Annotated in this window: 18 protein-coding genes and 2 pseudogenes; 5 read left to right on the plus strand and 15 right to left on the minus strand. The window is 69.5% G+C overall.

Features of this window, described 5'->3' with window-relative positions; translation table 11 throughout:
* Positions 1 to 39: 39 nt before the first annotated feature.
* From OG985_RS04210 to OG985_RS04240, 7 genes are all read right to left on the minus strand, one after another.
* Entirely contained in the window at positions 40 to 1584 is a 1545-nt protein-coding gene (locus OG985_RS04210) for a glycoside hydrolase family 32 protein (protein ID WP_371666850.1), read from the minus strand.
* Positions 1581 to 2633, minus strand: coding sequence for an ABC transporter ATP-binding protein (locus tag OG985_RS04215; protein WP_371666851.1), 1053 nt, complete (start codon positions 2631 to 2633; stop codon positions 1581 to 1583). Before OG985_RS04215 ends, OG985_RS04210 begins: the two co-directional genes overlap by 4 nt.
* Positions 2630 to 3583: an ABC transporter ATP-binding protein gene (locus OG985_RS04220; RefSeq protein WP_371666852.1), complete on the minus strand. Its 954-nt coding sequence runs from the start codon at positions 3581 to 3583 to the stop codon at positions 2630 to 2632. The genes OG985_RS04215 and OG985_RS04220 overlap by 4 nt, the downstream gene beginning before the upstream one ends.
* Before the next feature lie 3 nt (positions 3584 to 3586).
* Positions 3587 to 4516 carry an ABC transporter permease gene (locus tag OG985_RS04225; protein ID WP_371666853.1) on the minus strand — a complete coding sequence of 310 codons (930 nt, stop codon included), beginning with the start codon at positions 4514 to 4516 and terminating at the stop codon, positions 3587 to 3589.
* Positions 4517 to 4529: 13 nt separating this feature from the next.
* Positions 4530 to 5507, minus strand: a complete 978-nt coding sequence (locus tag OG985_RS04230; protein ID WP_329227646.1) for an ABC transporter permease — start codon at positions 5505 to 5507, stop codon at positions 4530 to 4532.
* A 95-nt stretch (positions 5508 to 5602) separates the two neighbouring features.
* Positions 5603 to 7285 (minus strand): ABC transporter substrate-binding protein, encoded by a 1683-nt coding sequence (locus OG985_RS04235; RefSeq protein ID WP_142264159.1) that lies wholly within the window; start codon positions 7283 to 7285, stop codon positions 5603 to 5605.
* Between the two features lie 75 nt (positions 7286 to 7360).
* A complete protein-coding gene (locus OG985_RS04240; protein ID WP_329227650.1) occupies positions 7361 to 8383 on the minus strand; it encodes a LacI family DNA-binding transcriptional regulator in 1023 nt (340 codons plus the stop codon).
* A gap of 198 nt (positions 8384 to 8581) precedes the next feature.
* On the opposite strand from OG985_RS04240, the gene OG985_RS04245 reads away from it, so the two are divergent.
* Positions 8582 to 9595: a carbohydrate kinase gene (locus tag OG985_RS04245; RefSeq protein ID WP_371666854.1), complete on the plus strand. Its 1014-nt coding sequence runs from the start codon at positions 8582 to 8584 to the stop codon at positions 9593 to 9595.
* A 1543-nt stretch (positions 9596 to 11138) separates the two neighbouring features.
* Here OG985_RS04245 and OG985_RS04250 read toward each other — a convergent pair.
* Together OG985_RS04250 and OG985_RS04255 are read right to left on the minus strand one after the other, a co-directional pair.
* Complete coding sequence (locus tag OG985_RS04250) at positions 11139 to 12059, minus strand: aldose 1-epimerase family protein (protein WP_371666855.1); 921 nt, start codon at positions 12057 to 12059, stop codon at positions 11139 to 11141.
* A 224-nt stretch (positions 12060 to 12283) separates the two neighbouring features.
* Positions 12284 to 12526 (minus strand): annotated as a pseudogene (locus OG985_RS04255) (DUF389 domain-containing protein); the annotation flags it as partial.
* An 11-nt stretch (positions 12527 to 12537) separates the two neighbouring features.
* On the opposite strand from OG985_RS04255, the pseudogene OG985_RS04260 reads away from it, so the two are divergent.
* Positions 12538 to 13300 (plus strand): annotated as a pseudogene (locus OG985_RS04260) (cyclase family protein).
* A gap of 21 nt (positions 13301 to 13321) precedes the next feature.
* On the opposite strand, the gene OG985_RS04265 reads toward OG985_RS04260, so the two are convergent.
* Positions 13322 to 14275 carry a 2-hydroxyacid dehydrogenase gene (locus OG985_RS04265; protein WP_371666856.1) on the minus strand — a complete coding sequence of 318 codons (954 nt, stop codon included), beginning with the start codon at positions 14273 to 14275 and terminating at the stop codon, positions 13322 to 13324.
* A gap of 166 nt (positions 14276 to 14441) precedes the next feature.
* On the opposite strand from OG985_RS04265, the gene OG985_RS04270 reads away from it, so the two are divergent.
* Positions 14442 to 14966, plus strand: coding sequence for a gluconokinase (locus OG985_RS04270; protein WP_371666857.1), 525 nt, complete (start codon positions 14442 to 14444; stop codon positions 14964 to 14966).
* A gap of 174 nt (positions 14967 to 15140) precedes the next feature.
* A complete protein-coding gene (locus tag OG985_RS04275) occupies positions 15141 to 16721 on the plus strand; it encodes a GMC oxidoreductase (RefSeq protein ID WP_371666858.1) in 1581 nt (526 codons plus the stop codon).
* Between the two features lie 89 nt (positions 16722 to 16810).
* Here the strand turns inward: OG985_RS04275 and OG985_RS04280 are convergent, their stop codons facing one another.
* From OG985_RS04280 to OG985_RS04295, 4 genes are all read right to left on the minus strand, one after another.
* Positions 16811 to 17851 (minus strand): cytochrome d ubiquinol oxidase subunit II, encoded by a 1041-nt coding sequence (locus OG985_RS04280; RefSeq protein ID WP_371666859.1) that lies wholly within the window; start codon positions 17849 to 17851, stop codon positions 16811 to 16813.
* Positions 17851 to 19338, minus strand: a complete 1488-nt coding sequence (locus tag OG985_RS04285; RefSeq protein WP_371666860.1) for a cytochrome ubiquinol oxidase subunit I — start codon at positions 19336 to 19338, stop codon at positions 17851 to 17853. Before OG985_RS04285 ends, OG985_RS04280 begins: the two co-directional genes overlap by 1 nt.
* A gap of 91 nt (positions 19339 to 19429) precedes the next feature.
* A complete protein-coding gene (locus OG985_RS04290) occupies positions 19430 to 20767 on the minus strand; it encodes an NAD(P)/FAD-dependent oxidoreductase (protein ID WP_371666861.1) in 1338 nt (445 codons plus the stop codon).
* 6 nt (positions 20768 to 20773) lie between these two features.
* Positions 20774 to 21580: an SDR family oxidoreductase gene (locus OG985_RS04295; RefSeq protein WP_371674256.1), complete on the minus strand. Its 807-nt coding sequence runs from the start codon at positions 21578 to 21580 to the stop codon at positions 20774 to 20776.
* 700 nt (positions 21581 to 22280) lie between these two features.
* Here OG985_RS04295 and OG985_RS04300 point away from each other — a divergent pair.
* Positions 22281 to 22490, plus strand: a complete 210-nt coding sequence (locus tag OG985_RS04300) for a hypothetical protein (RefSeq protein ID WP_371674717.1) — start codon at positions 22281 to 22283, stop codon at positions 22488 to 22490.
* A gap of 27 nt (positions 22491 to 22517) precedes the next feature.
* Here the strand turns inward: OG985_RS04300 and OG985_RS04305 are convergent, their stop codons facing one another.
* Complete coding sequence (locus OG985_RS04305) at positions 22518 to 24290, minus strand: cation:proton antiporter (protein WP_371666862.1); 1773 nt, start codon at positions 24288 to 24290, stop codon at positions 22518 to 22520.
* Positions 24291 to 24658: the final 368 nt, after the last annotated feature.

A 24658-nucleotide genomic window follows, 5' to 3' on the forward strand; every position in this document is an offset into this window, starting at 1 on the left:
GGATGTCCAGCCCGCGGGCCGTGGCCGTGTGTAAGACCGTCACGGCCACAGCGGCCGGGGTCCGTCGGTGAAGACCGACGCCATCTGCCAGGCGTCGAACCGCTCCAGGGCCACGTCGCCGTCGGCACCGATACCCACGCCTACGGCCTCGTCCGGGCGGGTGGGGTAGATCCGGGCGGTCAAGGCACGCCCGTTGGCGTAGATCTCCAGTGCGGAGTGGTCGACGAGGACGCGCAGGTCGACCCGGCCGTCGGGGTCCAACGGCAGTTCGCCGTACCGGGGTTCGGCGTCGACCGTCGGGTCGAGGCTGCTGGTCTCGCGGCGCAGGCGGAGAGTGCCGCCCGTTCCGTCCTGCGCCCTGCTCACCTCCACGACCGTGCGTTCCGCGCCGTCCGGTGTCTCGCGGACCACGAGCCGGGCGGTCGCTCCGGGAGCGAGACGCAGGGTCGTCTCGATGTCCAGCTGGTCCCCGCGCACGGCGGGCAGCCGGGTGTACCGGTCGGCCTGCCGGCCCGGAGCCACCTCTAGGCGCTCCCGCCGCAGCTCGGTCAGCTCCGGCGCCGGGGCCTGATGCAGGCCGCCGTCCGTGGCGAGCGTGACGACCCTCGGCAGGGACATCACGCCGCACCAGCCGGCCTGCGCGTTCGCCTCGTCCGTCCGTCCCTCCTGGAGCCAGCCGAACATGATGCGGCGGCCGTGCTCGTCGCGAGTGGACTGGGGGGCGTAGAAGTAGCGTCCGCCGTAGTCGAGGCGGTGGAGGGCGGTCGGGTTGAAGGTGTCGCCCTGGTAGCGGCCGGTCCAGTACAGGGGGTGGTGGGTGGTGCCCTCGTCCCAGGCGGAGAAGACCAGCACGTCCGTGCTGCCGGCCTCCTCGTCCTCGCCGAGCCGGAAGAGGTCGACGCACTCCCACATCGTGCCGGTCCAGTCGAGCTCGCCCTGGTTCTGCGAGGCGTCGCCGGTCAGCAGGGGGCCGACGTAGCGCCAGCTGCGCAGATCGTCGGATTCGTACAGGAAGGCCGTTCCGCCGACGCCCCGGATGCCCGAGCCCACCAACTGGCGCCACACCGTGTTCTCGCCGGAGCCCTCCCGCCAGACGCAGTGGTCGCGGAAGGCCGTGATGTCGACGCCCTCGGGCGGGGTGGTGATGACTGGGTTGGCCGGGTCTTTGGTCCAGTACCGCAGGTCGGCCGATCCCCTGGCCACGCACGGGAGTTCATGCTCGCCGTGCCTGCCCGAGTAGACGAGCGTGGGCACTCCCCCGTCGTCCACCAGGACACCGGACCAACAGCCGTCGCGGTCCGGGCCGTCCGAGCCTGGCACCAGGGCGACTGGCTCATCGGCCCAGTGCACGAGGTCGGTACTGGTGGCGTGGCCCCAGTGGATGCGGTGGTGGGCGGCGGCGAGGGGGTTGTACTGGTAGAAGAGGTGGTAGACGCCGTTCCAGTGACTCAGCCCGTTGGGGTCGTTGAGCCAGCCGCCGGGCGAGGTGAAGTGGAAGCGGGGGCGGTGGGGGTCGCGCAGGGCGCGTTCGGCCAGTCCCTCGGCGGTGTGGCTGCCGGAGGGGAGGGTGAGGTCGTGGGTCATGCGGCGGTGGTCTCCGCTTTCTCGGTGTCGTCGGTGGCGTCGGTGGCCTCGCCGTCCGGCCGGTCGGTGGCCTTCAGGACGCGGCGGGCGATGTCGGAGGCGGGTGCGCGCAAATGGCAGCGCACCCAGTGGGGCTGGCCGTCGTCTTCGCCGACGATGTGGCGGACGGGGTCGGTGCGGCTGCACGCGCCGTCGTCGCCGTAGGGGCAGGACGTGGGGTTGAGGATCGCCTCGCGCAGGCGGGCGCGCTCGACGGGGTCGTAGCTGCCGGCCCGTTCGGGGTCGGGTACGGCGGACAGCAGCAGGCGGGTGTAGGGGTGGGCCGGGGCGTCCATGACGGCCAACGCATCGCCGCCCTCGACGAGTTCGCCGGCGAACATGACCATCGTGGTGTCCGCGAGGTAGCGGGCGGAGCCCAGGTCGTGCGTGATGTAGAGCATGGCGATGTTCCGCTCGTCGCGCAGGCGCCGCATCAGGTTGAGCACGCCGACGCGCACGGAGACGTCCAGCATCGACGTCGGTTCGTCGGCCAGGATGAGGCGCGGCTCCACCGCCAGCGCGCGAGCGATGGAGACGCGCTGACGCTGGCCGCCGGAGAGTTCGTGCGGGTAGGACTGGAGCATGTCCTCGCTCAGGCCGACCGTTTTCATCAGCTCGCGCAGCGCCTCTGGTGTGGCGGAGTGGCCGTGCAGGACGAGGGCCCGGGTGAGGAAGTGCTCGATCCGGTGGACGGGGTTGAGTGAGCCGAAGGGGTCCTGGAACACCATCTGGACCTTGCGACGGTACGCCCGTGATGCCCTGCGCCGTTCGGTGCGCAGGATGTCCTGGCCGTCGAGCAGTACCTGTCCGGTGGAAGGCTGTTCGAGGCGGGCGAGGCAGCGGGCGATGGTGGACTTGCCGCTGCCGGACTCGCCGACCAGCGCGGTGATCCGGCCGGCAGGCAGGTCGAAGGACACGTCGTTGACGGCACGGACGCGGCGCCGGGAGAAGACGGTGCCGACCTGGAAGTCCTTGGTCAGACCGCGTACGGACAGCAGGGGCTGGGTCATCGCGGGGCTCCCTGGGCACTCTGGGCCGCCCACCGGCCGGGGGCGATCTCGCGCAGGTCGGGGATGTTCATGGAGCAGTCCGAACGGTCCTCGGGACAGCGGACGTGGAAGCCGCAGCTGTCGGCGGTGCGCGGGGCGTCGAAGAGGCCGGTGAGCTCTTCGCGCGGGCCGGTCAGCGGCGGGAAGGCGTTCATCAGCGCCTCGGTGTAGGGGTGGAGCGGATGGGCGAACAGGTCCTTGGCGTTGGCGAGTTCGACGATCCGTCCGCCGTACATCACGCCCATGCGGTCCGACAGCTCGACCATCAGGGACATGTCGTGGGTGATGAAGAGGATGGAGAAGCCCAGCTCCCGCTGGAGGTCGCGGATCTGCGCCATGATCTCCTGCTGCACGACCACGTCGAGCGCGGTGGTCGGCTCGTCCATGATCAGCAGCCGGGGGTGGAGTGCGACGGCCATGGCGATGACCACGCGCTGGCGCATGCCGCCGGACAGCTGGTGCGGGTACGCCTTCAGCCTTCCCGGGTCGATGCCGACCAGCTCCAGCAGCTCGCCGGCCCGCTCACGCGCGGCCCGCTTCTTCAGCTTCTCGTGGGTGGTGAAGATGTCGACGATCTGCTCGCCGATGGTCAGAACGGGGTTGAGCGAGTTCATCGCCGACTGGAAGACCATGGCGATCTCCCGCCACCGGAAGTCGCGCAGCTCCCGTTCGTTCAGGGCGAGGACGTCCCTGCCCTGGAAGCGGATGCTGCCCGCGGTGATCTCCGCCGGGGGCTTCAGCAGCCGCATCACCGCGTTGGCGATGGTCGACTTGCCGCAGCCGGACTCCCCGGCGAGGCCGAAGACCTCTCCGGCGCCGATGGAGAAGGAGACGTCGTCGGCGCCCACGACGGTGCGTCCGTCGCCGCGGTATTCGACGCGCAGGCCGTTCACCTCAAGTACGGGTTCCATGGCTCAGCCCCTCCTCTCACGGCGGGCACGGCGGGCACGGCGGTTGCGCAGCCTCGGGTTGGTGATCTCGTCGACCGCGTAATTGACCAGCGCGAGCGCGAACGCGACGAGCGCGATGCACAGCCCGGAGGGGACGAAGGCCCACCAGGTGCCCGTCATCAGTGCGCCGTCGTTGCTGGCCCAGTACAGGTTGGTGCCCCAGCTGACGACGCTGCTGTCGCCGAGGCCGAGGAACTCCAGGCCGGCCTGGGCGCCGATGCCGAAGATCACGCAGCCGAGCAGCGTGGTCATCACCACGGACGCCATGTTGGGCAGGATCTCGCGGAACATGATCCGCAGCGGGCGCTCGCCGGTGACGACGGCTGCGGCCACGAAGTCCTTGCCGCGGATCGACTTGGCCTGAGCTCGCAGTACCCGGGCCGAGCCCGCCCAGCCGGTGACGACGAGGACCAGGATCACGGTGGAGGTGCCGGGCGGCAGGAACGCGGCCAGGATGATGAGCAGCGGGAGGCCGGGCAGCAGCAGGAAGACGTTGGTGACCAGGGTCAGCGCGTCGTCCATGATGCGGCCGAAGTAGGCGGACGCCAGGCCGACGAGGATGGCGACCGCGGTCGCCACGAGCCCCACGGTGAACCCTACGAAGAGGGAGCTGCGCGCACCCCACAGGGTGAGGGCGAGCACGTCCTGTCCCTTGGCGGTCGTACCGAGCCAGTGCGCGGCCGAGGGAGCCTGGCTGCCCGTGGAGTTGATGAGCGACGGGTCGCCCGGTACCAGGAAGGGCGCGAGCAGGGCCAGCAGCGCGAAGAGAGCGAGCAGGATCAGCCCGGTCAAGGCTTTCTTGCTGTCGATGAGCTGGCGCAGCAGTCCGCGTCGGCGGGAGGTGCGTGCGGGGGTGGTCGGCGTGGTGGCCGTCGCGATCTCGATGGCGGTCATGTCGGCAACCTCCTCAGCGGACGCGGACGCGCGGGTCGAGGCGGACGTAGACGAGGTCGACGAGGAAGTTCGCGACCAGTACCGCGGCCGTGATCGTCAGGAAGATGCCCTGCATCAGCGGGTAGTCCAGGCCCTGGACGGCCATCAGCAACTGGTAGCCGATGCCGGGGTAGGCGAACACGACCTCGGTGAGCAGGGCGCCGCCGACGACGAAGCCGAGCGCCATGCCGAAGTTGGTGACGGAGGGCAGCAGGGCGTTGCGGGCGGCGTAGCGGAACATGATCCGCGAGGGGCTGAGCCCCTTCGCCTCGGCCATCGTGATGTAATCCTCGGCCGCCGTGGCGATCATGGTGTTGCGCATGCCGAGCATCCAGCCGCCGATGGAGACCAGCACGATGGTCAGCGCGGGCAGCACCAGGTGGGTGGCGACGTTGGAGACGAACTCGGCGTTGAAGCCGGGGGTCAGTCCGACGTCGTAGGCGTGCCGCATGGGGAACCAGCCCAGGCTCACCCCGAACAGGTACAGCGCGCCCATCGCCAGCCAGAAGTACGGGAACGAGCCGACGAAGATCAGCAGAGGCGGGAAGGCGGAGTCGAGGACGCCGCCGCGCCGCCAGGCGGCGACGATGCCGAGCAGGTTGCCGAGCACGGCGGCGATGACGAGCGCGACGCCACCGAGGAGCAGGGTCCAGCCGATCTGCGAGCCGATCACGTCGGAGACCGGGGTCGGGAAGCGGGAGATGGAGATGCCGAGGTCGCCGGTGAAGACGCTCTTGACGTAGGAGACGTACTGCTCCCAGAGGGGGCGGTTGTCGAGGCCGAAGAGTTTCCGCAGCTGGGCTATCTGGTCGGGCTGCATGGTGCCCTGGGCCTGCGCGAACATCCGGGAGACCGGGTCGCCCGGCATGAAGCGCGGGAGAACGAAGTTCAGGGTGATGGAGGCCCAGAAGGCGAGCAGATAGAACCCCAGGTTGCGCAGGATCAGACGCACGGGTCGTGCTCCCTGTCGGTGGGGGGTGAACGTGTGGCTCGGTGCGCGGGGGCGGCCGTCCGGGGAGGAGGGCGGCCGCCGGTCCGCGGGCGGCGTCAGCCCTTGACGGGCTTCAGCGAGGTGAGCACGAGGATCGTGCTGCCGTTGCGGTTGCCGAGGGTGGCGTACGGGTTCTTCTCGGTGGGCCAGCCGGTGAAGCGGGCGTCCGTGTACGCGCCCCACTCGGGGCCGGTGAACAGCGGGACGACGGGCGCGTCCTTGTTGTACAGCTCCTGCAGGCCGTTCATCTGCTCGGCTTGCGTCTTCTCGTCCGTGGCGGCGGCGAAGGCGTCGATGAGCTTGTCGGCCTTCTTGTCGCCGAAGCGGTGGTAGTTCTCCGTGGCCTGCTTGCCGACCGGCTGCACCATCTTGGTCGACATCACGCCGCGGAAGTACTCGTAGGGGGTGGCGCCGTTGTTGCTCCACACGATGCCGGTGTCGAAGGTGCCGGTGTTGTACGAGGACGAGACCGCCGACCAGTCGGGCGTCTTCACGGTGGCGGTGATGCCGACCTTCGCCAGGTCCTGCTTGATGATGTTGGCGACCGATATCCAGTCGGAGGAGGCGGAGCCGACGGAGATGTCGAGGGTGAAGTTCTTGCCGTTCTTCAGCTTCCGCTTGCCGCCGCTCTCCTTGTAGCCGGCCGCGTCGAGGGCCTTGGCCGCCTCGGTGCTGTCGTACTTCGTCCAGGTGCAGGAGGCGGCCAGCGATGTGTCACGCCACTTGTCGTACGTGCGGGCCAGGCCCGTGCAGTCGGTGGGTTCGGCGTAGCCGTTCATCGCGACCTTGGTGATCTGGTCACGGTCGACGGCCATGCTGAGCGCCTTGCGCACGGCCGGATCGTTGAACGGCGCCTTGGTGGTGTTCAGCTGCCAGTTGATCATGGCGCCGGTGGCCGGGAACCAGTAGTGGTTGTGCTTCTTGTCCTTGGCGACGAAGGACTTCTCGATGTCCGGGATGAACGACTGCGTCCAGTCCACCTCGCCGTTGGTGAAGGCGATGTTGGCGCTGTCGTTGCCGGAGAAGGCGAGCATCTGGATGCCGGCGATCTGCTGCTTCGCGGGCTGCCAGTAGTCGGGGTTCTTGCGCAGCTCGTACGACTGGCTCTGGAACTTCTCGATCTTGGTGTACGGGCCGGTGCCGACCGGGTCCGGGTTGGTGAACTTCGCCGGGTCCTTCACCTTCGACCAGATGTGCTTCGGCAGGATGTAGTGGCCGCTGATCTCGTAGAAGGCGGTCGAGAACGCCTTGTCGAAGGAGAACTTCACCGTGTGGGCGTCGACCGCGGTGACCTTGTCGAGGTAGTCGAAGCCGCCGAGCACCTTCTTCTGGAGCTCGAAGGTGTAGACGACGTCGTCGGCGGTGAGCGGCTTGCCGTCCGACCACTTGACGCCGTCGCGCAGCGTGAAGGTGAGGGACTTGCCGTCCTTGGCCTGCTCCCACTTGGTGGCCAGCCACGGCGTGTCCTTGGCATCCGCCATGCTGTGCACCGCCAGAGGCTCGTAGACCGACTGGAGGGTCATGGGGGCGGCCTGCGGGGAGAGTGGGTTGAAGTTGCGCGTGAACGTCGCCAGATCCTCGCGCGGGATGGTGAGCAGCTGGTTGCCAGAAGTGTCACCGGCGCCGGCGGCGCCCGAGCCACCCGTACAGGCGGACAGGACCAGGGCCGCGGCGGCGGTCGCGGTGACCGCTCTCAGGACGGCTCGTGGCCGCCGTGAAGGTATGCGGGAGGGTGCCATAATGGAGACTCTTTTCCTCTCTTCAACACACAGGGCGAAGACGGGGATGGGATTCCTCGGCGGACTGATTAGCGGTCAGACCGACGAGCGTTCGAGCAGCGGGCAGTCGATCGTCACCCGATGGGTGTCGAGCGGCTGCCCCGCTGCGAGAGCGGCGAGCATGTCGATGCCCTTGGTGCCCATGGCCTCGAAGGGCAGGGCGAGCGTCGTCAGCTTCGGCCGCAGATAGGCGGCGATGAGTTCCTGGTTGTCGAACCCCACCACGGCCACGTCGTGCGGGATGCGCAGTCCACGTTCCTTGATCGCGTCGTACGCGCCCATCGCCATCCGGTCGTTTCCGCAGAACAGCGCGGTCGGCCGGTCGCCGGCCGGGCGGTCCAGCAGTTCGCAGGCGGCGTCATAGGCGCCGTCGGCGGTCGCCCAGCCGGGGACGACGAGGGAGGGGTGGGGGGTGATCCCGGCCTCGCGCAGGGCACGTTCGTACCCCTCGCGCCTGCCGATGGCGGCCGGGATCGCCGGGTCGAGGTTGATCAACCCGATGCGGGTATGACCGGCGTCCAGGAGCCGGCGGGTCGCCTTGTATCCGCCCGACACCTCGTCGGGCAGGATGCACGGGAGCTCCCCTTCCGAGTCGTAGCAGTTGACGAGCACCGTCGGCACCTCCCGGGCGGCCTTGGGGAGCGTGACGGCGCGGTGCCAGGTCGTGGCGTACAGGAGCCCTTCCACACGGTGCTCCAGCATCTGGTCGAGCGCGGCAGCCTCCTGGGCGGGGTCGCCCTCGCTCGCGGCGATCAGCAGGAGCCTCCGGTCACCCCAGGCGCGGCTCTGCGCGCCCGTGATCACCTCCCCCGCGAAGGGGCCGGTCACGATCTCGGTGATCAGCCCGAACCACCCGCTGCGGTTCGCGGCCAACGCCCGCGCCCCGGCGTTGGGCCGGTAGCCGAGCTCGTCGATCGCCTCCAGGATCCGCCGACGGGTCTCGTCGGGGATGGTGGCGCCGGGCTTGTCGTTCAGGACGAAGGAGACCGTTGTCCGCGAGACACCCGCGCGGTGGGCCACATCGCTCATGGTCACGCGATGCGTCTTGTTCGTGGCCACTTCCAGTCCCCTTCGGCCGGACGAAGGCGAGACACTGCCTCCGGTTTCGCGCTTTAATAACGCGCGTTACTTCCTTGTGGCAGGGAAGTTACGTCCGCCTTGAGCGGCATGTCAATACCTGCGCAATGGGCTGCATCAGGCCACCATCCCGGTGCCCTTCGCCACCCGCGCTCTTCCTGAGAGAGGCAGACAGTCACCATGGCCCGACCCCAGGCCCCCGTCAGCGTCACCGTCCTCGGCGAGTGCGTCGCCGACGCCTTCACCGACCCCACCCGGTCCAGCTCCGACGAGCTCGCGCTGCGCGCCCTGCCCGGCGGCGGCCCCGCCAACACCGCCGTCGCTCTCGCCAGGCTCGGCACCCCCACCCGCTTCCTCGGGCGCTTCTCCACGGATGTCTTCGGCACCCTCTTTCGTGCCCGCCTCAGCGCCTCCGGCGTCGACCTGACCGGCAGCCTGACCGCCCCCGAGCCCAGCACCCTCGCCGTCGCCGACCTCGACGAGACCGGCCAGGCCACCTACACCTTCTACGCCGACAGCGCGGCCGACTGGCAGTGGACCGACGAAGAACTCGCCGCCACCGGGTGGGAGAGCGCGGCCTGCCTGCACACCGGCTCCCTGGCACTCATACGCCAACCCGGCGGCACCCGCATCGAGGACCACCTCGCCAAGGCCCGCGAGCACCTCACCGTGTCCATCGACCCCAACGTCCGCCCCCTGCTCGTACCGCCCACCGCCTACCGCGAACGGCTCCCCCACTGGTGCACCCTCGCCGACATCCTCCGCCTCAGCGAGGACGACCTCGCGCTGCTCCTGCCCGGCGCCAGCCCCGAAGAGGCGTGCGACACCTGGCACGCCGCCGGCGCGCGCCTGGTCGTGCTCACTTTCGGCGGACGCGGAGCCCTCGCCTCCCTCGACGGCCACCGCGTCACCGTCCCGGCCCCGGCCGTGGACGTCGTCGACACCGTCGGCGCCGGAGACTCCTTCACCGCGGGCCTGCTCCACCGCCTCACCGCCCTCGGACACCTCGGCGGCCGACTCGACCGGCTGAACCTCGAAGACCTCACCGACGCCTGCACCTTCGCCGCCCGCGTCGCTGCCCTGACCTGCTCAGTCCCCGGCGCGAACCCGCCCTGGGCAGAAACCTCCGCGATCTCCGTTCCCGCGATCTCCGGACGCCGTCCGCTCGGCAGCAGTAGTCCAGTGGTCTCGTAGAAGCGCAGCGTTGCGGCCGGATGCCGAGGCGCTCGGCCAGCTGCGATATGCGGTAGGTCGTCGCACCACCGACGGTAAAGCCTCGACACAACTCGAAGGTCAAGACCCATCGCCAAACCACCCGAACCCCCGCCTGGACGGACAGCCAGGAGCCGTCCGTATACGGGTTCACCCGCCGGAACCTCCAGGACCGCGGGAACCCACGTGCTTCCCCCCTTGGACGTGCTCGCCGACGCCGGCCCGTCGATCATGCCGGCGCGGTCTACCACCCACGCCGAAGGAGGCCATGCCCTGGTCCGTGGCGCTCGAAGGCGCGGGCGCTGCTGCCCAGCCGGCGCACTCCTGTTCGGGACAATCCACAGCTGGACAGGGCCTGTTGGTGACCGTCCCACCGGCCTGACCAGTCGAACCGCAGGGCTCTACGCAAGAGGGGCGAGTAACCCATCGGGGCGGTTTCCTCTTGGGGCAGTTTCCCCGCCCCTGGACGTCATCACAGAACGAGCGACGCGAGGGCGGCAGTGCCTCCACAACCGATGGCAGCCCATGCCGCGCAACCAGCAAATGGGACAACGAATCGGCCCCGTAGACACCGTCGACTGGACACGACTCCGCCGTCCCGGCCCCTGTGCGGCCCCTGGATCTTGGCATCGCCCCTCAGAGCAGTCGCCCGGACCGCGCGCGGCAATCTCGATCACCTACTCAGCCGCAGGTCAGAGGGGTTCGAACTCCCCCGAGCGCCAACGGACTCCAAACCCACGAGCAGCGGATTCAGTCCGCTCAGGCAAAGTTGACGATCCGACACCCAAAAATGAACGTTTCCGCAGGTCAGAAGCCTGCAAGTGGGGCGGGTGGGACTCGAACCCACGGCCGACGGATTATGAGTCCTTTGAGGATCTTGGCGGCCCTTGCGTTTCTACGCTAATTCGTGACGTTCTTGCAGGTCAGAGGGGGTGAACCATGTCGGCGCTCCCCTACCTTTGTCGGTCTGTTCCTGTCCTTGTGTCCCCAACGCGTCCCCAACGAGTCTCCTCAGGGCCGGATCGAAGACTGGAACGGCGATCCCCCCAGTTCGCGGGCGGTGCTCGAACTCGCCCACAGCGGATTGCCCTTCCCATGCGCGGCGGCTCGGCCACGGGTCTTCGGGCGAAGCTTCAGTCGGCCGACAGCGGATGCCGACCGCACACCTGCGGGCTTCCCGTAGTCCGCAGGCCCGGGACCAGCCGAGCGGCCGTGTCCCCCCGGCCGACGCAGTGGTGTACTGCCTTCCGTGACCGGATCGAGGCGACGTCGCGGTGCACGAGGAATAGCAGGTCGCTGCCGGGTTCCAGGATGTCGTCGGCGGGCTGCCCCACGACGGCTGCCCCTCCTCGCGTGGCCCCTCGGCATCGAGCGGGCCGCATGTGAGGACAAGTGGGTGCTACTGCCGACCGGCGCATGGCCTACCGGGGCGGATGGGCGCCACGGCCGCGAGGCTGTGCGGCGCCGTGACCGATGGTCGTACGGCGGGAGGACCGCTGCCGACGTTCCCGCACGAGCAGGGTCGTTACTCTCCCCACGGCGTGATCCCCCACCGCACGGTGTGCTGCTCGCCGGGGCCGAGGCCGATGAGTCCGGTGCCGCTGCGGAAGGCGTCCGGCGGGCAGGTCATCGGCTCGACGGCGACCGCACGGCGGCGTTCCCCCGGCGGGAGGGTGTCGCCGGTGTAGAGCTGCACGTAGTCCGCGCCTTCGCCGAGCCACACGTCCGTACCGAACGCACCCGACGGGTGGGCCAGGCGCACCACCGCCCGACCGTCCGCGTCCCGGTCGAGGTCCCCGAAGGGCGTGTCCAGCCGGAGCGCACCGACAGCTCGCGGTGTTCGCAAGTCGTACTCGGTCCCGGCGACCGGTTCGGCGGCCACCGGCAGGCCGCGTTCATCGGTGCGCAACCACGTGCGTGCAGGGACTGTCAGCACCGCCTGGTCGACGGCCGCGGTGCGCGCGGTGACGTAGGGATGCTGGCCGAAGCCGTAGGGTGCGGCGCTCTCGTCGAGGTTGCGCGCGGTGACGGAGACGTCGAGTCCGCGCTCGCCCAGGGCGTACTCGGCACGGACGTGGAGGTGGAAGGGGTAGCCCGGCTGCGGCCACAGCGGAACCTCCAGGACAGCGCGGCTGTCGCTCGCCTCCACGACCTGCCACGCGACCCACCGGAGCAGTCCGTGGATGGCGTTGCCGCCGGCCGGCTCGGTGAGCGGCAGCTGCAGCTCCTGTCCGTCCCAGGAGTAGCGGCCGTCGCGGATCCGGTTGGGCCACGGCACGAGGATCTGGCCGCGTCCGCCGGTGATCCGGTCAGGTGCGCTGAATCCGTCGATCACCGTGCGCCCACCGACCGTGTAGGACCGAAGGGCCGCGCCGAGCTCGACGACGACAGCACGGTGCGTGCCGTGAGAAAGGGTCAGCTGCCGTCCGGTGCGGCTCTCCTGCACGTGTGGCCTCCTCGGTCCGCCCAGCGTGCGTTCTCAAAGAGCCGGCGTAGTGGTGACCTGCGGCGCCGGCTCTCCCGTCGGAAGCGTGTGGCCCCTCATGGACCGGGTCAAGCGCGACACGTTCTCGTCGGCGCGTTCGCCGGGCAGGTTCGCCCACTGAGGTCACAGGGGATGCGGCGGTGCAGGCCAGGGCGCTCACGCTGGCGTCTCCGGGGACGGCGGCGTCACCCGCTGCTCGAGCGCCCGCCGCGACGGCCGATGCGCCGCCAGACAGCCCGTTGGAATCTGAGCATCAGGACGCCCACCAGGATCAGCAGCACGATGTTGAGCAGGAGTTGGACCAGGGATCCGCGCGCCTCGCTCCAGCTGGAGAACGCGCAGGAGACGCCGATGTCGGCGGCGGCCGGGATGGTGGTCACCGAGATGAAGACGCCGAGCAGCGCGCTCGTCCTGGCCTGGGTCAAGCTCGTCTCCGACAATGCCCAGCGCCACGCTGGTGACGCGGCCCGGCCCGGACAATCCGGAGCCCGCGAAGCATCGGATGAGCGGGCGGCCAGGCGAAGGGGCCTCCAGCGGGCTGCACTTCGCGAGGGACAGCTTCGCGATGAACGTGCACGGCGATGCCGACAGCCATCTCGACGCCCTGTGCCACGTGATCTACGACGGCACCCTGCACGGCGGCGTGCCCGCGGGCAGTGTCACAGGGCGGGGCCACGGAGCTCTCCCTCGATGCGGTGCGTGACGGGATCGTGGGGCGTGGCGTGCTGCTGGACGTTCCGCGGCTGCGCGGGGTGCCCTGGCTCGAACCGGGTGATCACGTGACCGCCGACGACCTCGCCGCGGCCGAGACCGCCCAGCACGCGCCCGTGGGAGAGGGCGACCTCCTCTTCGTCCGGGTCGGCCACCGCCGACGCCGCACCGAACTCGGGGCGTGGCACGCGGCACGTGAGCGCGCCGGGCTCCACCCGTCGGCGCTGGAGTTCCTGGCGGACCGGCGGGTCGCCGTGCTCGGCGGCGACGGGAACAACGACACGGCCCCGAGTTCCACCGACGGCGTCGACTTCCCCGTGCATGTGCTGGCAATCCACGCCATGGGCCTCCACCTGCTGGACTACCTGCAGTTCGAGGACCTGGCGCCGCTCTGCGAGGCGGAGGAACGCTGGTCCTTCCTCTGTGTGATCGCGCCACTGAGGCCGCCGGACGCCACCGGCTCACCGGTCGACCCGATCGCCGTCCTCTGACGTATCGGGCCCCAGGCCTGCTCAGAGCTCACGAGGCAGCACGGTGTGCTCCAGCGGCTCTCCGGCGTCGTAACGCAGCAGTTGGGTGCGGATCAGCCGTAGAGCCCGCGGCAGAAAGGCCGAGCTGTTGCCTCCGACATGAGGGCTGATCAGCGTGTTGGGCGCGTGCCATAGCGGATGCCCGGCCGGCAGCGGCTCGGGGTCGGTGACGTCGAGGGCCGTGCTCAGCCGTCCCGTCCTGAGTTCGGCGAGCAGCGCGTCGGTCTCCACCACCGCGCCCCTGGACACGTTGACCAGCAGGGCGCCGTCCGGCATGAGAGCGAGAAAGCCCGCGTCGACCAGGCCGCGGGTGTCGTCGGTGAGCGGGACGGTGAGCACCACGATGTCGGCGCGGGGCAGGAGTTCGGGCAGATCGGAGAGGGCGTGGACGGCGCCGCGGGTGGCGGTGCGGGCAGTCCGGGCGACCCGCAGGATGTCGCACTCGAAGGGGACGAGCCGGTCCTCGGCGGCGGCGGCGATGGAGCCGTAGCCCATGAGCAGGACGGTGCGGTCGGCCAGCGCCGGGTGGAAGCCGGACTGCCATTCCTCGGTGTCCTGGGCACGGACGAAGCCGGGGATTCCGCGCAGCGACGCGAGGGCGAGTGTCACGGCCAGCTCTGCGGTGCTGGCGTCGTGCACTCCCTTGGCGTTGCAAAGCACGACGCCGGCGGGAATGTACTTCACGAGTTCGTCGACACCGGCGGACAGGGACTGGACGACCCGCAGCCGCGGCATGCGCGGCAGCAGCGCCACCGCGACGTCCGTGCGGCCGTAGGGGATCACGAAGAACTCCACCTCCGCCAGACTCTCGTCAGCGGGCGGATCGCCTGCGCCCTCCCACACCGCCACGGGCAGTCCCCCGGACAGGCCGCCGATCCGTGAGGGCGGGTACGGAAGCAGGAACCTCGCGGCGCCCGGATCGGCAGGACGGTCCATCGGACTCATGATACAAATCTAGATGAATATTACTAAAGCACCCGAGTAGGCCCGGCTGTCCGCGTCGCCGCCGGCGCGCGCGTAGGCCGGCGATCTCCCTGGGCATCTCGACTCCCGCGGCGGACACCGCAGCGCGCCCAGGGCCCGATGGCCTCGGAGGTTCACCATGGCCACAACCGATCCGGCACCCCCGGTCGTGGTGGTCATGGGCGTCTCGGGTTCGGGGAAGTCCACCGTGGGGCGGCTGCTCGCACAGCGGCTCGGCGTCCCTTTCCTGGAGGCGGACGACCTCCACCCGGCCGTGAACCGCGCCAAGATGGCTGCGGGCCACCCGCTCGACGACGAGGACCGCCGGCCGTGGCTGCTGGCCGTCGCCGCCCTGATCCGCGAGGCGACCGACGACGGGCGGGGCGGGGTGATGGCCTGCTCGGCCCTCAAGCGCGAGTACCGGGACCTGTTCCGCACTGCAGGCGCGGGCACGTGGTTCTTGTATCTGGCTCTCGACCGGGATACCGCCGCCCGAAGGGTCGCAGGCCGCGCGGACCATTTCATGCCCGCCCGGCTGGTGGACTCCCAGTACGCCGCTCTCGAACCCCTGCGGCCGAACGAGCCCGGCCTGACCGTCGACGCGGCGGCCGACCCGCAGACGATCGCCGACGAGGCGGCGCACGCCGTGCGGGAGACCAGGTGACCGCGCACCTGTCCGGCTCCCGGGTCGCTCCGACCAGACCTACCCGTTACGGTGAATTTGGCACTGAAATGTTCCGATTGTCGAGTACTTGTCCGGAGCGACGCGGCGCAGCGGCCCCCTCCGGGCGGGCACTACGGCCAGGACAGCCGACGACTCCTAGAACGGGACCCTCTCATGGCCGACGATCAGCACTATGACGTCATCGTCATCGGTACGGGAGCAGGCGGCGGTACGCTCGCCCATCGGCTGGCCCCCACCGGCAAACGGGTCCTGATCCTGGAGCGCGGCGGCTACCTGCCGCGGGAGCGGGACAACTGGGACTCCACCGCCGTCTTCGTCAAGGGCAAGTACCGTGCCCCGGAGTTCTGGTACGACAAGCATGGCAAGGAGTTCCCGCCGGAGGTGAACTACTACGTCGGGGGCAACACCAAGTTCTACGGCGCCGCGCTGTTCCGGCTCCGGCCCGAGGACTTCGGGGAACTGCGCCATCACGACGGAATCTCCCCGGCCTGGCCGATCCGCTACGAGGACCTGGAGCCGTACTACACCGAGGCCGAGCACCTCTACCTGGTGCACGGCCGTCACGGCGAGGACCCCACCGGCGGGCCGACCAGCGCGCAGTACGCCTACCCGCCGGTCGAGCACGAGGCCCGCATCCAGCAGCTCAGCGACGATCTCGGCAAGGCCGGCCTGCACCCCTTCCACCTGCCCATCGGCGTGAACCTCACCCAGGACGAGAACGGCCGGGCCACCCATGACAGCGTCTGCATCCGCTGCGACCGGGTCGACGGCTTCCCCTGCCTGCTCGGCGCCAAGTCCGACGCGCAGGTGATCTGCGTCGACCCGGCGCTCAAGTACGACAACGTCACGATGGTGACCGACGCGAACGTGCGGCGCCTGGAGACCGACCCGACCGGACGCACCGTCACCCGGGTCGTTGCCGAGCTCGGCAACGGAGCAACCGAGGAATTCAGCGCCGACATCGTGGTGGTCGCAGCCGGAGCGGTGAACTCCGCGGTGCTGCTGCTGCGTTCGGCCAACGACAAGCACCCCGGTGGACTGGCCAACAGCTCGGACGTGGTGGGACGCCACTACATGCGGCACAACAACCTGGCGCTGATGGCGGTGTCGAAGGAACCGAACCCCACCAGGTTCCAGAAGACCCTGGCGCTGAACGACTGGTATCTGGGCGCGGACGACTGGGAGTATCCGCTCGGCGGCATCCAGATGCTCGGCAAGTCGGACGGCGACCAGATCCATGGTGAGGCGCCGCGCTGGGCCGGCGCCGTCACGCCCGACATGCCCTTCGAGGTACTGGCGCACCACGCCGTCGACTTCTGGCTGTGCGGGGAGGACCTCCCGCTGCCCGAGAGCCGGGTCACCCTCGACAACGACGACGCCATCCACCTCGCTCTCGACGAGAAGAACAACATCGCCGGACTCAAGCGCCTCCAGCACAAACTGCGGGGCATGCTCGGGCACCTGGGCATGCACGAGCACCACCTGCTGGACCACAGCATCTACCTGCACAAGGGCATGCCGATCGGTGCCACCGCGCACCAGGCCGGCACCGTGCGGTTCGGCGACGACCCGAAGAGTTCGGCTCTCGACGTCAACTGCAAGGCCCACGATCTCGACAACCTGTACGTCGTGGACACGAGCTTCTTCCCTAGCATCGGCGCCGTGAACCCGTCACTGACCGCCATCGCCAACGCTCTGCGGGTCGGCGACCACATCGCCGACCGGCTGAGCTGACAGGGTGTCGCACGCAGCGACGGAGCCGACGGCGGGTGGCACGTCCACCCGCCGTCGGCTGCGTCGCTGCGTGAACCGGTGCGGCACCGCTACAGGTTGTCGCCGGGGGTTCTGGCGGCCCGGGTGTCAGCGTCGGTGAGCTCCTCCAGCTCACCCATCGTGTCGAGCCGGTAGAGCAGCACCAGCGCCGGGCCGACCAGCACGATCGCGATGCCCGTGACGATCACCAGCCAGCGCAGGGTGTGAGCGGCGCCCGCGGCCTCGGTCACCGTCAGGGAGGTGGGCAGCAGGTAGGGCCGCTGCGCGAGGCCCCAGGCGCCGACGACCAGGGCGACGCTCGCCACCGAGGTGTAGCGGGACCAGCCGTGGGACCGACGCCACAGCAGCACCCCCGTGGCCAGACCGCAGACTGCCGCCAGGATGATCAGCAGCAGGCCCCAGCCCCCGGTGAGGCCGTCCCAGACGTACCGGGCGTCTTCGTGGGTGACGGGCAGGGCGACGATCGCGAGGACGACGATGGCGGCGAAGGCGATCAGCGCCCGCAGGCGGAAGTAGTCGACGAGGTCGTGCGCGCCGAAGCGCAGGGCATCGGAACAGAGGAAGACCGCCCCGAGGAACGCGGTGGCGGCGATCGCCAGCAAACCTGTGAGGACGGAGGTCCCGTTGGCCCAGGCGTCCGCGGAGGCGGGCGTGCCCACCGCGACCCGACCGGCGGCGATGCCCCCGAGTACCACTCCGAAGAAGAACGGCGTGAGCAGAGACGAGACGGCGAACAGCGCGCCGTAGACCCGTCGTTGGGCCAGCCTGCGGGCCGGCTTGCGCAGGGCGAATCCCGCGCCGCGGAGCACGAGCCCGATGGCGGCGAGGGTGAGCGGCAGCCACATGGCCTCGAAGACTGCCTGGAACATGGTCGGGAAGCCGGTCCACATGACAATCAGGATGAAGATCAGCCAGACGTTGTTGGCCTCCCAGACCGGTGCCATGGCGTGGTCGATGAGCCAGCGCGGCCGCTTGCCGCGCTCCGCCCCTCCGGCCAGCAGGTCCCAGAAGCCGGCGCCGTAGTCGGTGCCCCCGGCGCACGCATAGGCGGCGATCACGACCACCAACACCCAAGCGATGAATTCGGCCATCAGAGCGCACCGCCGGACGTGTGGTCGGACCCGCCACCTGGCGCGACCCCGGTGGCCGCAGGCTCCGGCTCGCCTCTGGGTCCGTAGGGGGTGTCGGTCTCCGGGGCCGGTGCTTGGCGTTCGGCGGCATAGCCCTCGTCCGTGATGCGCCATCGGGTGCGCATCTTCAGGACGACCGCGAGGAACGCGCCGAAGACGGCCACGTACACGACGATGACGATGCCGAGCATCGCCCACAGCGACCCGGCGCCCGTGCTGGTCACCGCCTCCGAGACCCTCATATGGTTGTAGACGATCCAGGGCTGACGGCCGACCTCGGTGGTGATCCAGCCGCACTCCACCGTGAAGAGGCAGGCGACTCCGGCGAGCGCGGCGCAGCGGTAGAACCAGCGGCTGGCGGGGTTGTCGCGGTGCCGCCACCAGGACCAGGCGTACCAGAGCGCGAGCAGGATCAGCACGCTACCGACGGTTACCATGATGTCGAAGGCCCAGTGGGCGATGGTGGCCTGGACGATGGTGGGACGGTCGGCGGCCGGCACCGATGTCAGCCCCGTCACCTGAGTGCTGGGCTTGAAGCCGGCGAGGATCGAGTCCAGCTGGGGGATCTTGAGTCCGCCGGAGACCGTCCCGTCACTGTTCAGCTTCCCGAACATGTACTCGGGCACATGGGTGTCGGTCTTCCAGACGAGTTCCGTGGCGGCGAACTTGACCGGCTGCTTGTGGAAGACGGCGCGAGCGGCGGAGTCGCCGAGCATGAACTGGACCGGCGTGAGGATCGCGGCCACGGTGAACGGCAGCGTGAAGCCGAGGCGGTGGTAGCGGTCTCGGCGCCCGCGCAGCCAGCCGACCGCGTACACGCCGGCGACCACGTAGCCGGCGGTCAGCAGCATCGCGACGACGAAGTGCCAGTACTCCGGGCCGAAGATCGGTGTGAAGATCGCCCGCCGAACGTCGATATTGACCGGCTTGCCCTGGGCGTCGAGGCTGAATCCCTGGGGGGTGTTCATCCAGGAGTTGGCCGCGATGATGCCGAACGCCCCCATCAGGGCCGTCAGCGGCAGCGGTACGGCCAGCCAGAAGTGCGTCCAGGGCTTGAGCCGGCGCCATCCGTAGAGGTAGATCGCGATCAGGACGGCCTCGAGGAAGAACGCCCATGCCTCGACACCGAATCCGAGACCGAAGACGTCTCCCCAGCGGCCCATCATGCCGGGCCACAGCAGGCCGAACTCGAAGGACAGCACGGTGCCGGTGATGATGCCGATGGCGAACTGGACGGCCATCACCGCCGACCAGCGCCGGGCGAGCAGGAGGGCGACGGGATCGTTGCGACGCAGCCCCCGGTGGTGCATCAGCAGGGTGATGAACGGCAGTGCGACGCCGAACGGGACCAGCAGGATGTGCGAGGCCAGGGTGAAAGCCATCAGCTCTCGTGCCGGCAGGAGTTGGTCCGGAGTGCTGCTCGCCAGGTGGGCAGCGTTGCTGAGCATGTGCGCCTCGATGGTCTGCTGTGCGAAGTGGCGGGACTGAGGAGGGACAAGGGCGGAGGAGTGCCTGCCGAGGATCGGCCGGGGCCCGCTCTCAGGGCGGCGGAGGCGCCTTTCGACCGCCCGCCTGGGTCGCCGTCACGTCGGTGTCGGCCATGGTGAAGGCACGTTCGCGGCGCGAGCTGGTGGCGAAGGCGACGAACCAGCTGAGCACCGCTCCCAGCCTGCTGCGGAAGCCGGTGAGGAAGGCCACGTGGATGAAGAGCCAGGCCAGCCAGCCGGTGAAGCCCGACAGATGCAGAGGGCCGGCCTTGACGACTGCCCGGCCGCGGGCGATGTAGGCGGCGCTGCCGAGATCCACGTACTTGAAGGGCTTCGGCTTCTTCGTCCTGCCTTCGACCTGGTGTCGCACCAGCCGGCCCGCGTACGCACCGGTCTGCATGGCGACTTCGGCCAGGCCCGGCAGCCGGTTCAGGCTCATCACGTCACCCGTGACGCGGATCTCCGGATGGCCAGGGATGGTGAGATCGGGTTCGACGAGGATGCGTCCGGCCCGGTCCTGTTCGGCACCGGTTGCCCGGGCCAGCACGGCTGCGATGGGCGGCGCCTCGACGCCCGCCGTCCACAGGACGGTGCGTGCGTCGAACCGGGTCGTTGCTCCGGCGCGGTCCTTTACGGTCAGGCCGTGAGCATCGATGTCGGTGACCATCGTGCCGAGGTGGAGCTCCACACCGAGACCCTGCAGGGTTCGGGCCGCACGGTGGGCCAGTCGAGGACCGAACGCGCCCAACACCGCGTCGGATCCTTCGAAAAGCAGCACCCGGGCCTTGGCCGAATCGATCCTCTGGAACTCCCGGTCGAGCGTGTGGCCGGCGATCTCCCGGATCTGTCCGGCGAGTTCGACGCCGGTCGGCCCGGCGCCGACGAGCGCGAAGGTGAGCCATTGCTGCCGTTCCCGGTCGTCTGCGGCCGTTTCGGCCATCTCGAAGGCCCGGTAGATGCGTCGGCGGATGTCCAGGGCGTCGTCCAGGGTCTTCATGCCGGGGGCGTGCTTGGCGAACTCGTCGTGCCCGAAGTAGGACTGGCGCATGCCCACCGCGACGATCAGATCGTCGTAGGGCAGCTCGACAGCTCCACCGTCGGGTCGCCGGGCGTGGACAAGCCGGGCACCGGCATCCACGTCGGTGGCTTCGGCGAGCACGCAGCGCACGTTGCGGTGGCGCCGCAGGACCCCACGGAGGGGTTGTGCGATCTGGCCCTCGGACAGGATTCCGGAGGCACACTGGTACAGCAGCGGTTGGAAGAGGTGGTGGGCGCGGCGGTCGATCACAGTCACCGCGACCGGTGAGTTCCGTAGGGCGCGGGCGGCGAACAGCCCCGCGAACCCCCCGCCGAGGATCACCACCCGGCGGGGCGTGATGTGATCCTGCATCGGAGATCAGCCTCCGGTGGCGAAGCCGGGGAAGAGTGTCATTCCGCCGTCGACGTAGAGAGTGGTGCCGACGACGTAGTCGAGCAGGTCGGACGCCATCGCGACGACGGCGTTGGCGATGTCGTCCGGGTCGCCCACGCGGCGGTACGGGATCAGACGCAGGAGGTCGGCTTCGGCCTCGGGGGTGTCCCAGGCGTCGCGGTTGATCGGCGTGCGGATGGCTCCGGGTGCGACCGCGTTGACCCTGATCCGCTGGGGGGCGAGCTCCTGGGCGAGGGTCTGCATCATCATGGCCACACCGCCCTTGGAGGAGGCGTAGTTCACGTGCCCCGACCACGGGACGATCTGGTGCACCGAGCTCATGCAGATGATCTTCCCGGCCGACCGGGACACTTCCTCCACCACACCGCGCCGAATGAACTCCTTGGCCGCCTCCCGCGCGCACAGGAACTGGCCGGTCAGGTTGACGTCGATGACCTTCTGCCACTGCGCGAGCGTCATCTCCGTCACGGCCGCGTCCCGCTGGAGACCCGCGTTGGCCACCATGATGTCGATGGTGCCGAACTCCTCGACCATCCGCGCGACCATGGCGGTCACCTGGTCCTCGTCGGACACATCGGCCTCGTGGGCGTAGGCGCGGACCCCGAAGCCCTCGATTTCCGCCACGACCTTCTCGGCCTCGTCCGCACCGACGACGTAGTTCACCACGACGTCGGCTCCGGCCCGGCCCAGGGCAACGGCGGTCGCCAGGCCGATGCCCGAGTTGGCACCGGTCACCAGCGCCTTCTGGCCCCTGAGAAGCTGCGCGGACATCGCCCCGCGGTTCACGTCGCCATTTCCTGCCACCACGATCTCTCCTTCTGCGTTTCGCGAGGCGTGCCCGCCGGGACGGGCGACGCACATGAGGAAGGCCGGGAGCCTGGGCGACCGCCGGGACAGGCACCGGAGCCGTCGCATGCCCGGCCCCCCGACCCAAGCACCCTGCCCAGGAGGTGGGACCGACCGGCGCGCCACACAGCCGTATTTCGGCCGGGCATGTCACACGGTCGGGCTACGGGCTGTCCCGAACCCTCCTCGTTGGCCCCCATCGCTTGGCGGCCTTGCCGAGCGACTTCAGGAGCGCGGTGAGACCCTTGCTTGCTCGTCGAGGAGGCGGTCGCTCTGACCTGCGGCAATGTTGGTGATCAGGGCTTCTCGCTCGTCGGGCCAGGCAGGTAGGCGCCGGTCACCCGAAGGGCAGGTTGCGCAGAACGAGCAGCTGCGGTGCGCTGACCTGGCAGCTCGCTCGCCTGGCCGAAACAGCTGGAAGCTCTCCGAACCTGACGCGGTCCGGGGCGTGCGTACGGGCAGGCGGTCCGACCGCGGCATCGGCGCTGCCTGCGCGCCGTCAGGGGGTGGCCTTACGGTGGGCTTGCTGGACCGTGGGAGCTGGATGCGGCGGTGGGCAGGGCGCCCGCCCTATCGCGGGGCCCGGTACCGGCCCCCGATACCCTGGTGGTCGGCCGTTTGTGCCATGGCCCGGCGGGCCGGGTCGGTGAACACCCGCTCCACCGACTCCTGCAGCAGCTCCAGCTCTGCGCGCATCGGCCTGCACTCCGAAGAGATCGACCTGACGGGACGGCAGCTGGGCAACTTCCCGCAGGCCTTCACCCATCTCGCGCTGATCGATGCGGCGATCACCCTGGACGCGACCCTCAACCGGGCACGTGAGGGCCAGACGTAGCCGGTGGAATCCCCGCGTGAGAGGGGTTCACCGTTCGGAGAGGACCGAGCCGAGCAGTACGACGCTGTCCCCTTCCTGCGGAGTGATCCGCTGCTTCTCGGTGACCGGCTCCAGCCAGCGGTTGGCCCGCACCACGAAGAGTGTGTCGTGATCCGGCGGCAGCGGGGCGGAGGCGGGCTGAACCAGGAATCGGGCTCCCTGTTCATAGCGCGCTGCCAGAACGTGACGGACGAGGGATCTGCCGAAGAGGATGTCGCCGCCGGTGTAGGGGGCGACGACTCCGTGGCTTTCGTGCGGTGGTCCGACCCGGTAGACGGGGCCTTCGACATTGCCCTGCACTACGACCGAGGCGAGCGCGTTGAAGTCGTCGTCTTCGGTGGCCAGGAACACGGCCGTCACTCCCTCCAGTCGCGCCCCGGGGTTGGTGGCCGTGGCCAGCAGATCGCCCTTGGCCAGTTCGATCCCGGCACCCCTGATCCGTTCCCGCTCCTCCTCGGCTCCGGCCCACATCAGCACGTCGAGTCCGGCGGACCGCAGGGCCCTTCCCATGTCGACCACCCACGGCTGGCCGCCCACCAGCAGGAGGCGCGTGCCGACAGGTTGGACAACCCCCAGCCGTCGGGCCACGGGTGCCGCGGTCAGTGAGTACACGAGAACCGTTCCCACGATAACCAGGAAAGTGACCGGAATGATCTTTGAGGCTCCTTCCACCCCTCGCTGGACGAGACCGGCGGCGAAGGCCGATGCCGTGGCGGCGGCGACGATCCCGCGTGGGGCCATCCATCCGATGAAGGCCCGTTCCCCTCGGGGCAGACCCGAGCGTGACGCCGCGGCGAAGGCCACGAGCGGACGCACCACCAGGACAAGGACCGCGATGAGAGCGAATGCGGGAAGGAGGACGGGCACCAGGGAATCGGGGGTGACGGTGGAGGAGATGGAGACGAACAACAGCCCGATGATCAGCTGAATCAGGGTTTCGAAGAAGGGACGCCGAGCCGGCATGTCGAATCCGCGGATGTTGGTGACGGCCAGGCCCGTGACGATGGCGGCGATGAGCCCCGTGTCATCCCGGGCGATGTCGCAAGCCGCCGACACGGTGACCACGGTGGCCAGTTGCGCGAGCGTGCCCAGCGTCTCGCCGAGCCGAAGGGTACGCAGCGTCAGCCACAGCAACGCGGTTCCCACAGCCCCGCCGACCAGACCGACGGCCATACTGATGCCGAACTGGCCAAGCTGGTAACCCCAGCCGATCTCGACTCGCTGCGTCGTGGCGATGGCGTGGAAGGTGAGCGCGCCGAGGATGCCGCCGATCGGGTCGGTCAGTGTTCCTTCCCAGATCAGGATGCGCCGTACCTTGTCGGTCGGTCGCACGTATTCGAGCAGCGGGCCTACAACTGTGGGTCCCGAGACGACGAGGATCACACCCAGCATTGCGGCCACTCTGAGTGGCATGTCGAACAACGCCGGTGCCAGCGCCGTGGTGACCAGAGACGTGAGGAGCACGCCGAGCAACAGCAGTCTCCCCACGATCCATCGCGTGTGACCGGCGAGATTGCGCAGGTTGAGCCCCAGCCCCGCGTCGTAGAGGATCACCGCGACGGCCAGCGAAACCAGGGCGGTGAAGTCCGGCGTCCCGAGCAGCTTGTCCGGGTGAATGGCATCCATCAGCGCACCAGCGGCGAACCCGGCCGGCAGTAGAAGGACCAGAGCGGGAACGCGGAGTTTGCTCGCAACGATCTGCGAGCCGACGGCGAGGGCCACGATCAGTGCCATCCCGAGCAGGGTATCGTCGTCGGTCACAGCTGCTCCCTTCGTCGGAGTCCGGGCGTCACACGGGATTCAGCCGGGACCGTGTGGTCAGCTGTTGTCTGCCGCACCGCCACCGTCCGTGCCCCTTCTTCTCAGGTCGGCGCCGGTGAGTGCGTCCAGCTCGCCCTGGCTGTCCAGCCAGTACGGCAAGGCCGACGGCCGACACGACGATCACCAACGCCACCTGTGTGACGAATCCCGGCCAGGCCGGCGTAGCGGGCACGGTCGGCGAGGTGCGAACGAGGCAGGGCGCTGGGCCGTGCCCCGGACGATGACAGCGGAGGCGGCGACTTCGACGGCCGTGTCGCGGACCCAGGTGCCCCGCGTGCGCAGGGGCAGCCCGACCGTGGCGAGCGTGG

It is taken from the genome of Streptomyces sp. NBC_00289 (genome assembly GCF_041435115.1).
Classification (GTDB): Bacteria; Actinomycetota; Actinomycetes; order Streptomycetales; family Streptomycetaceae; genus Streptomyces.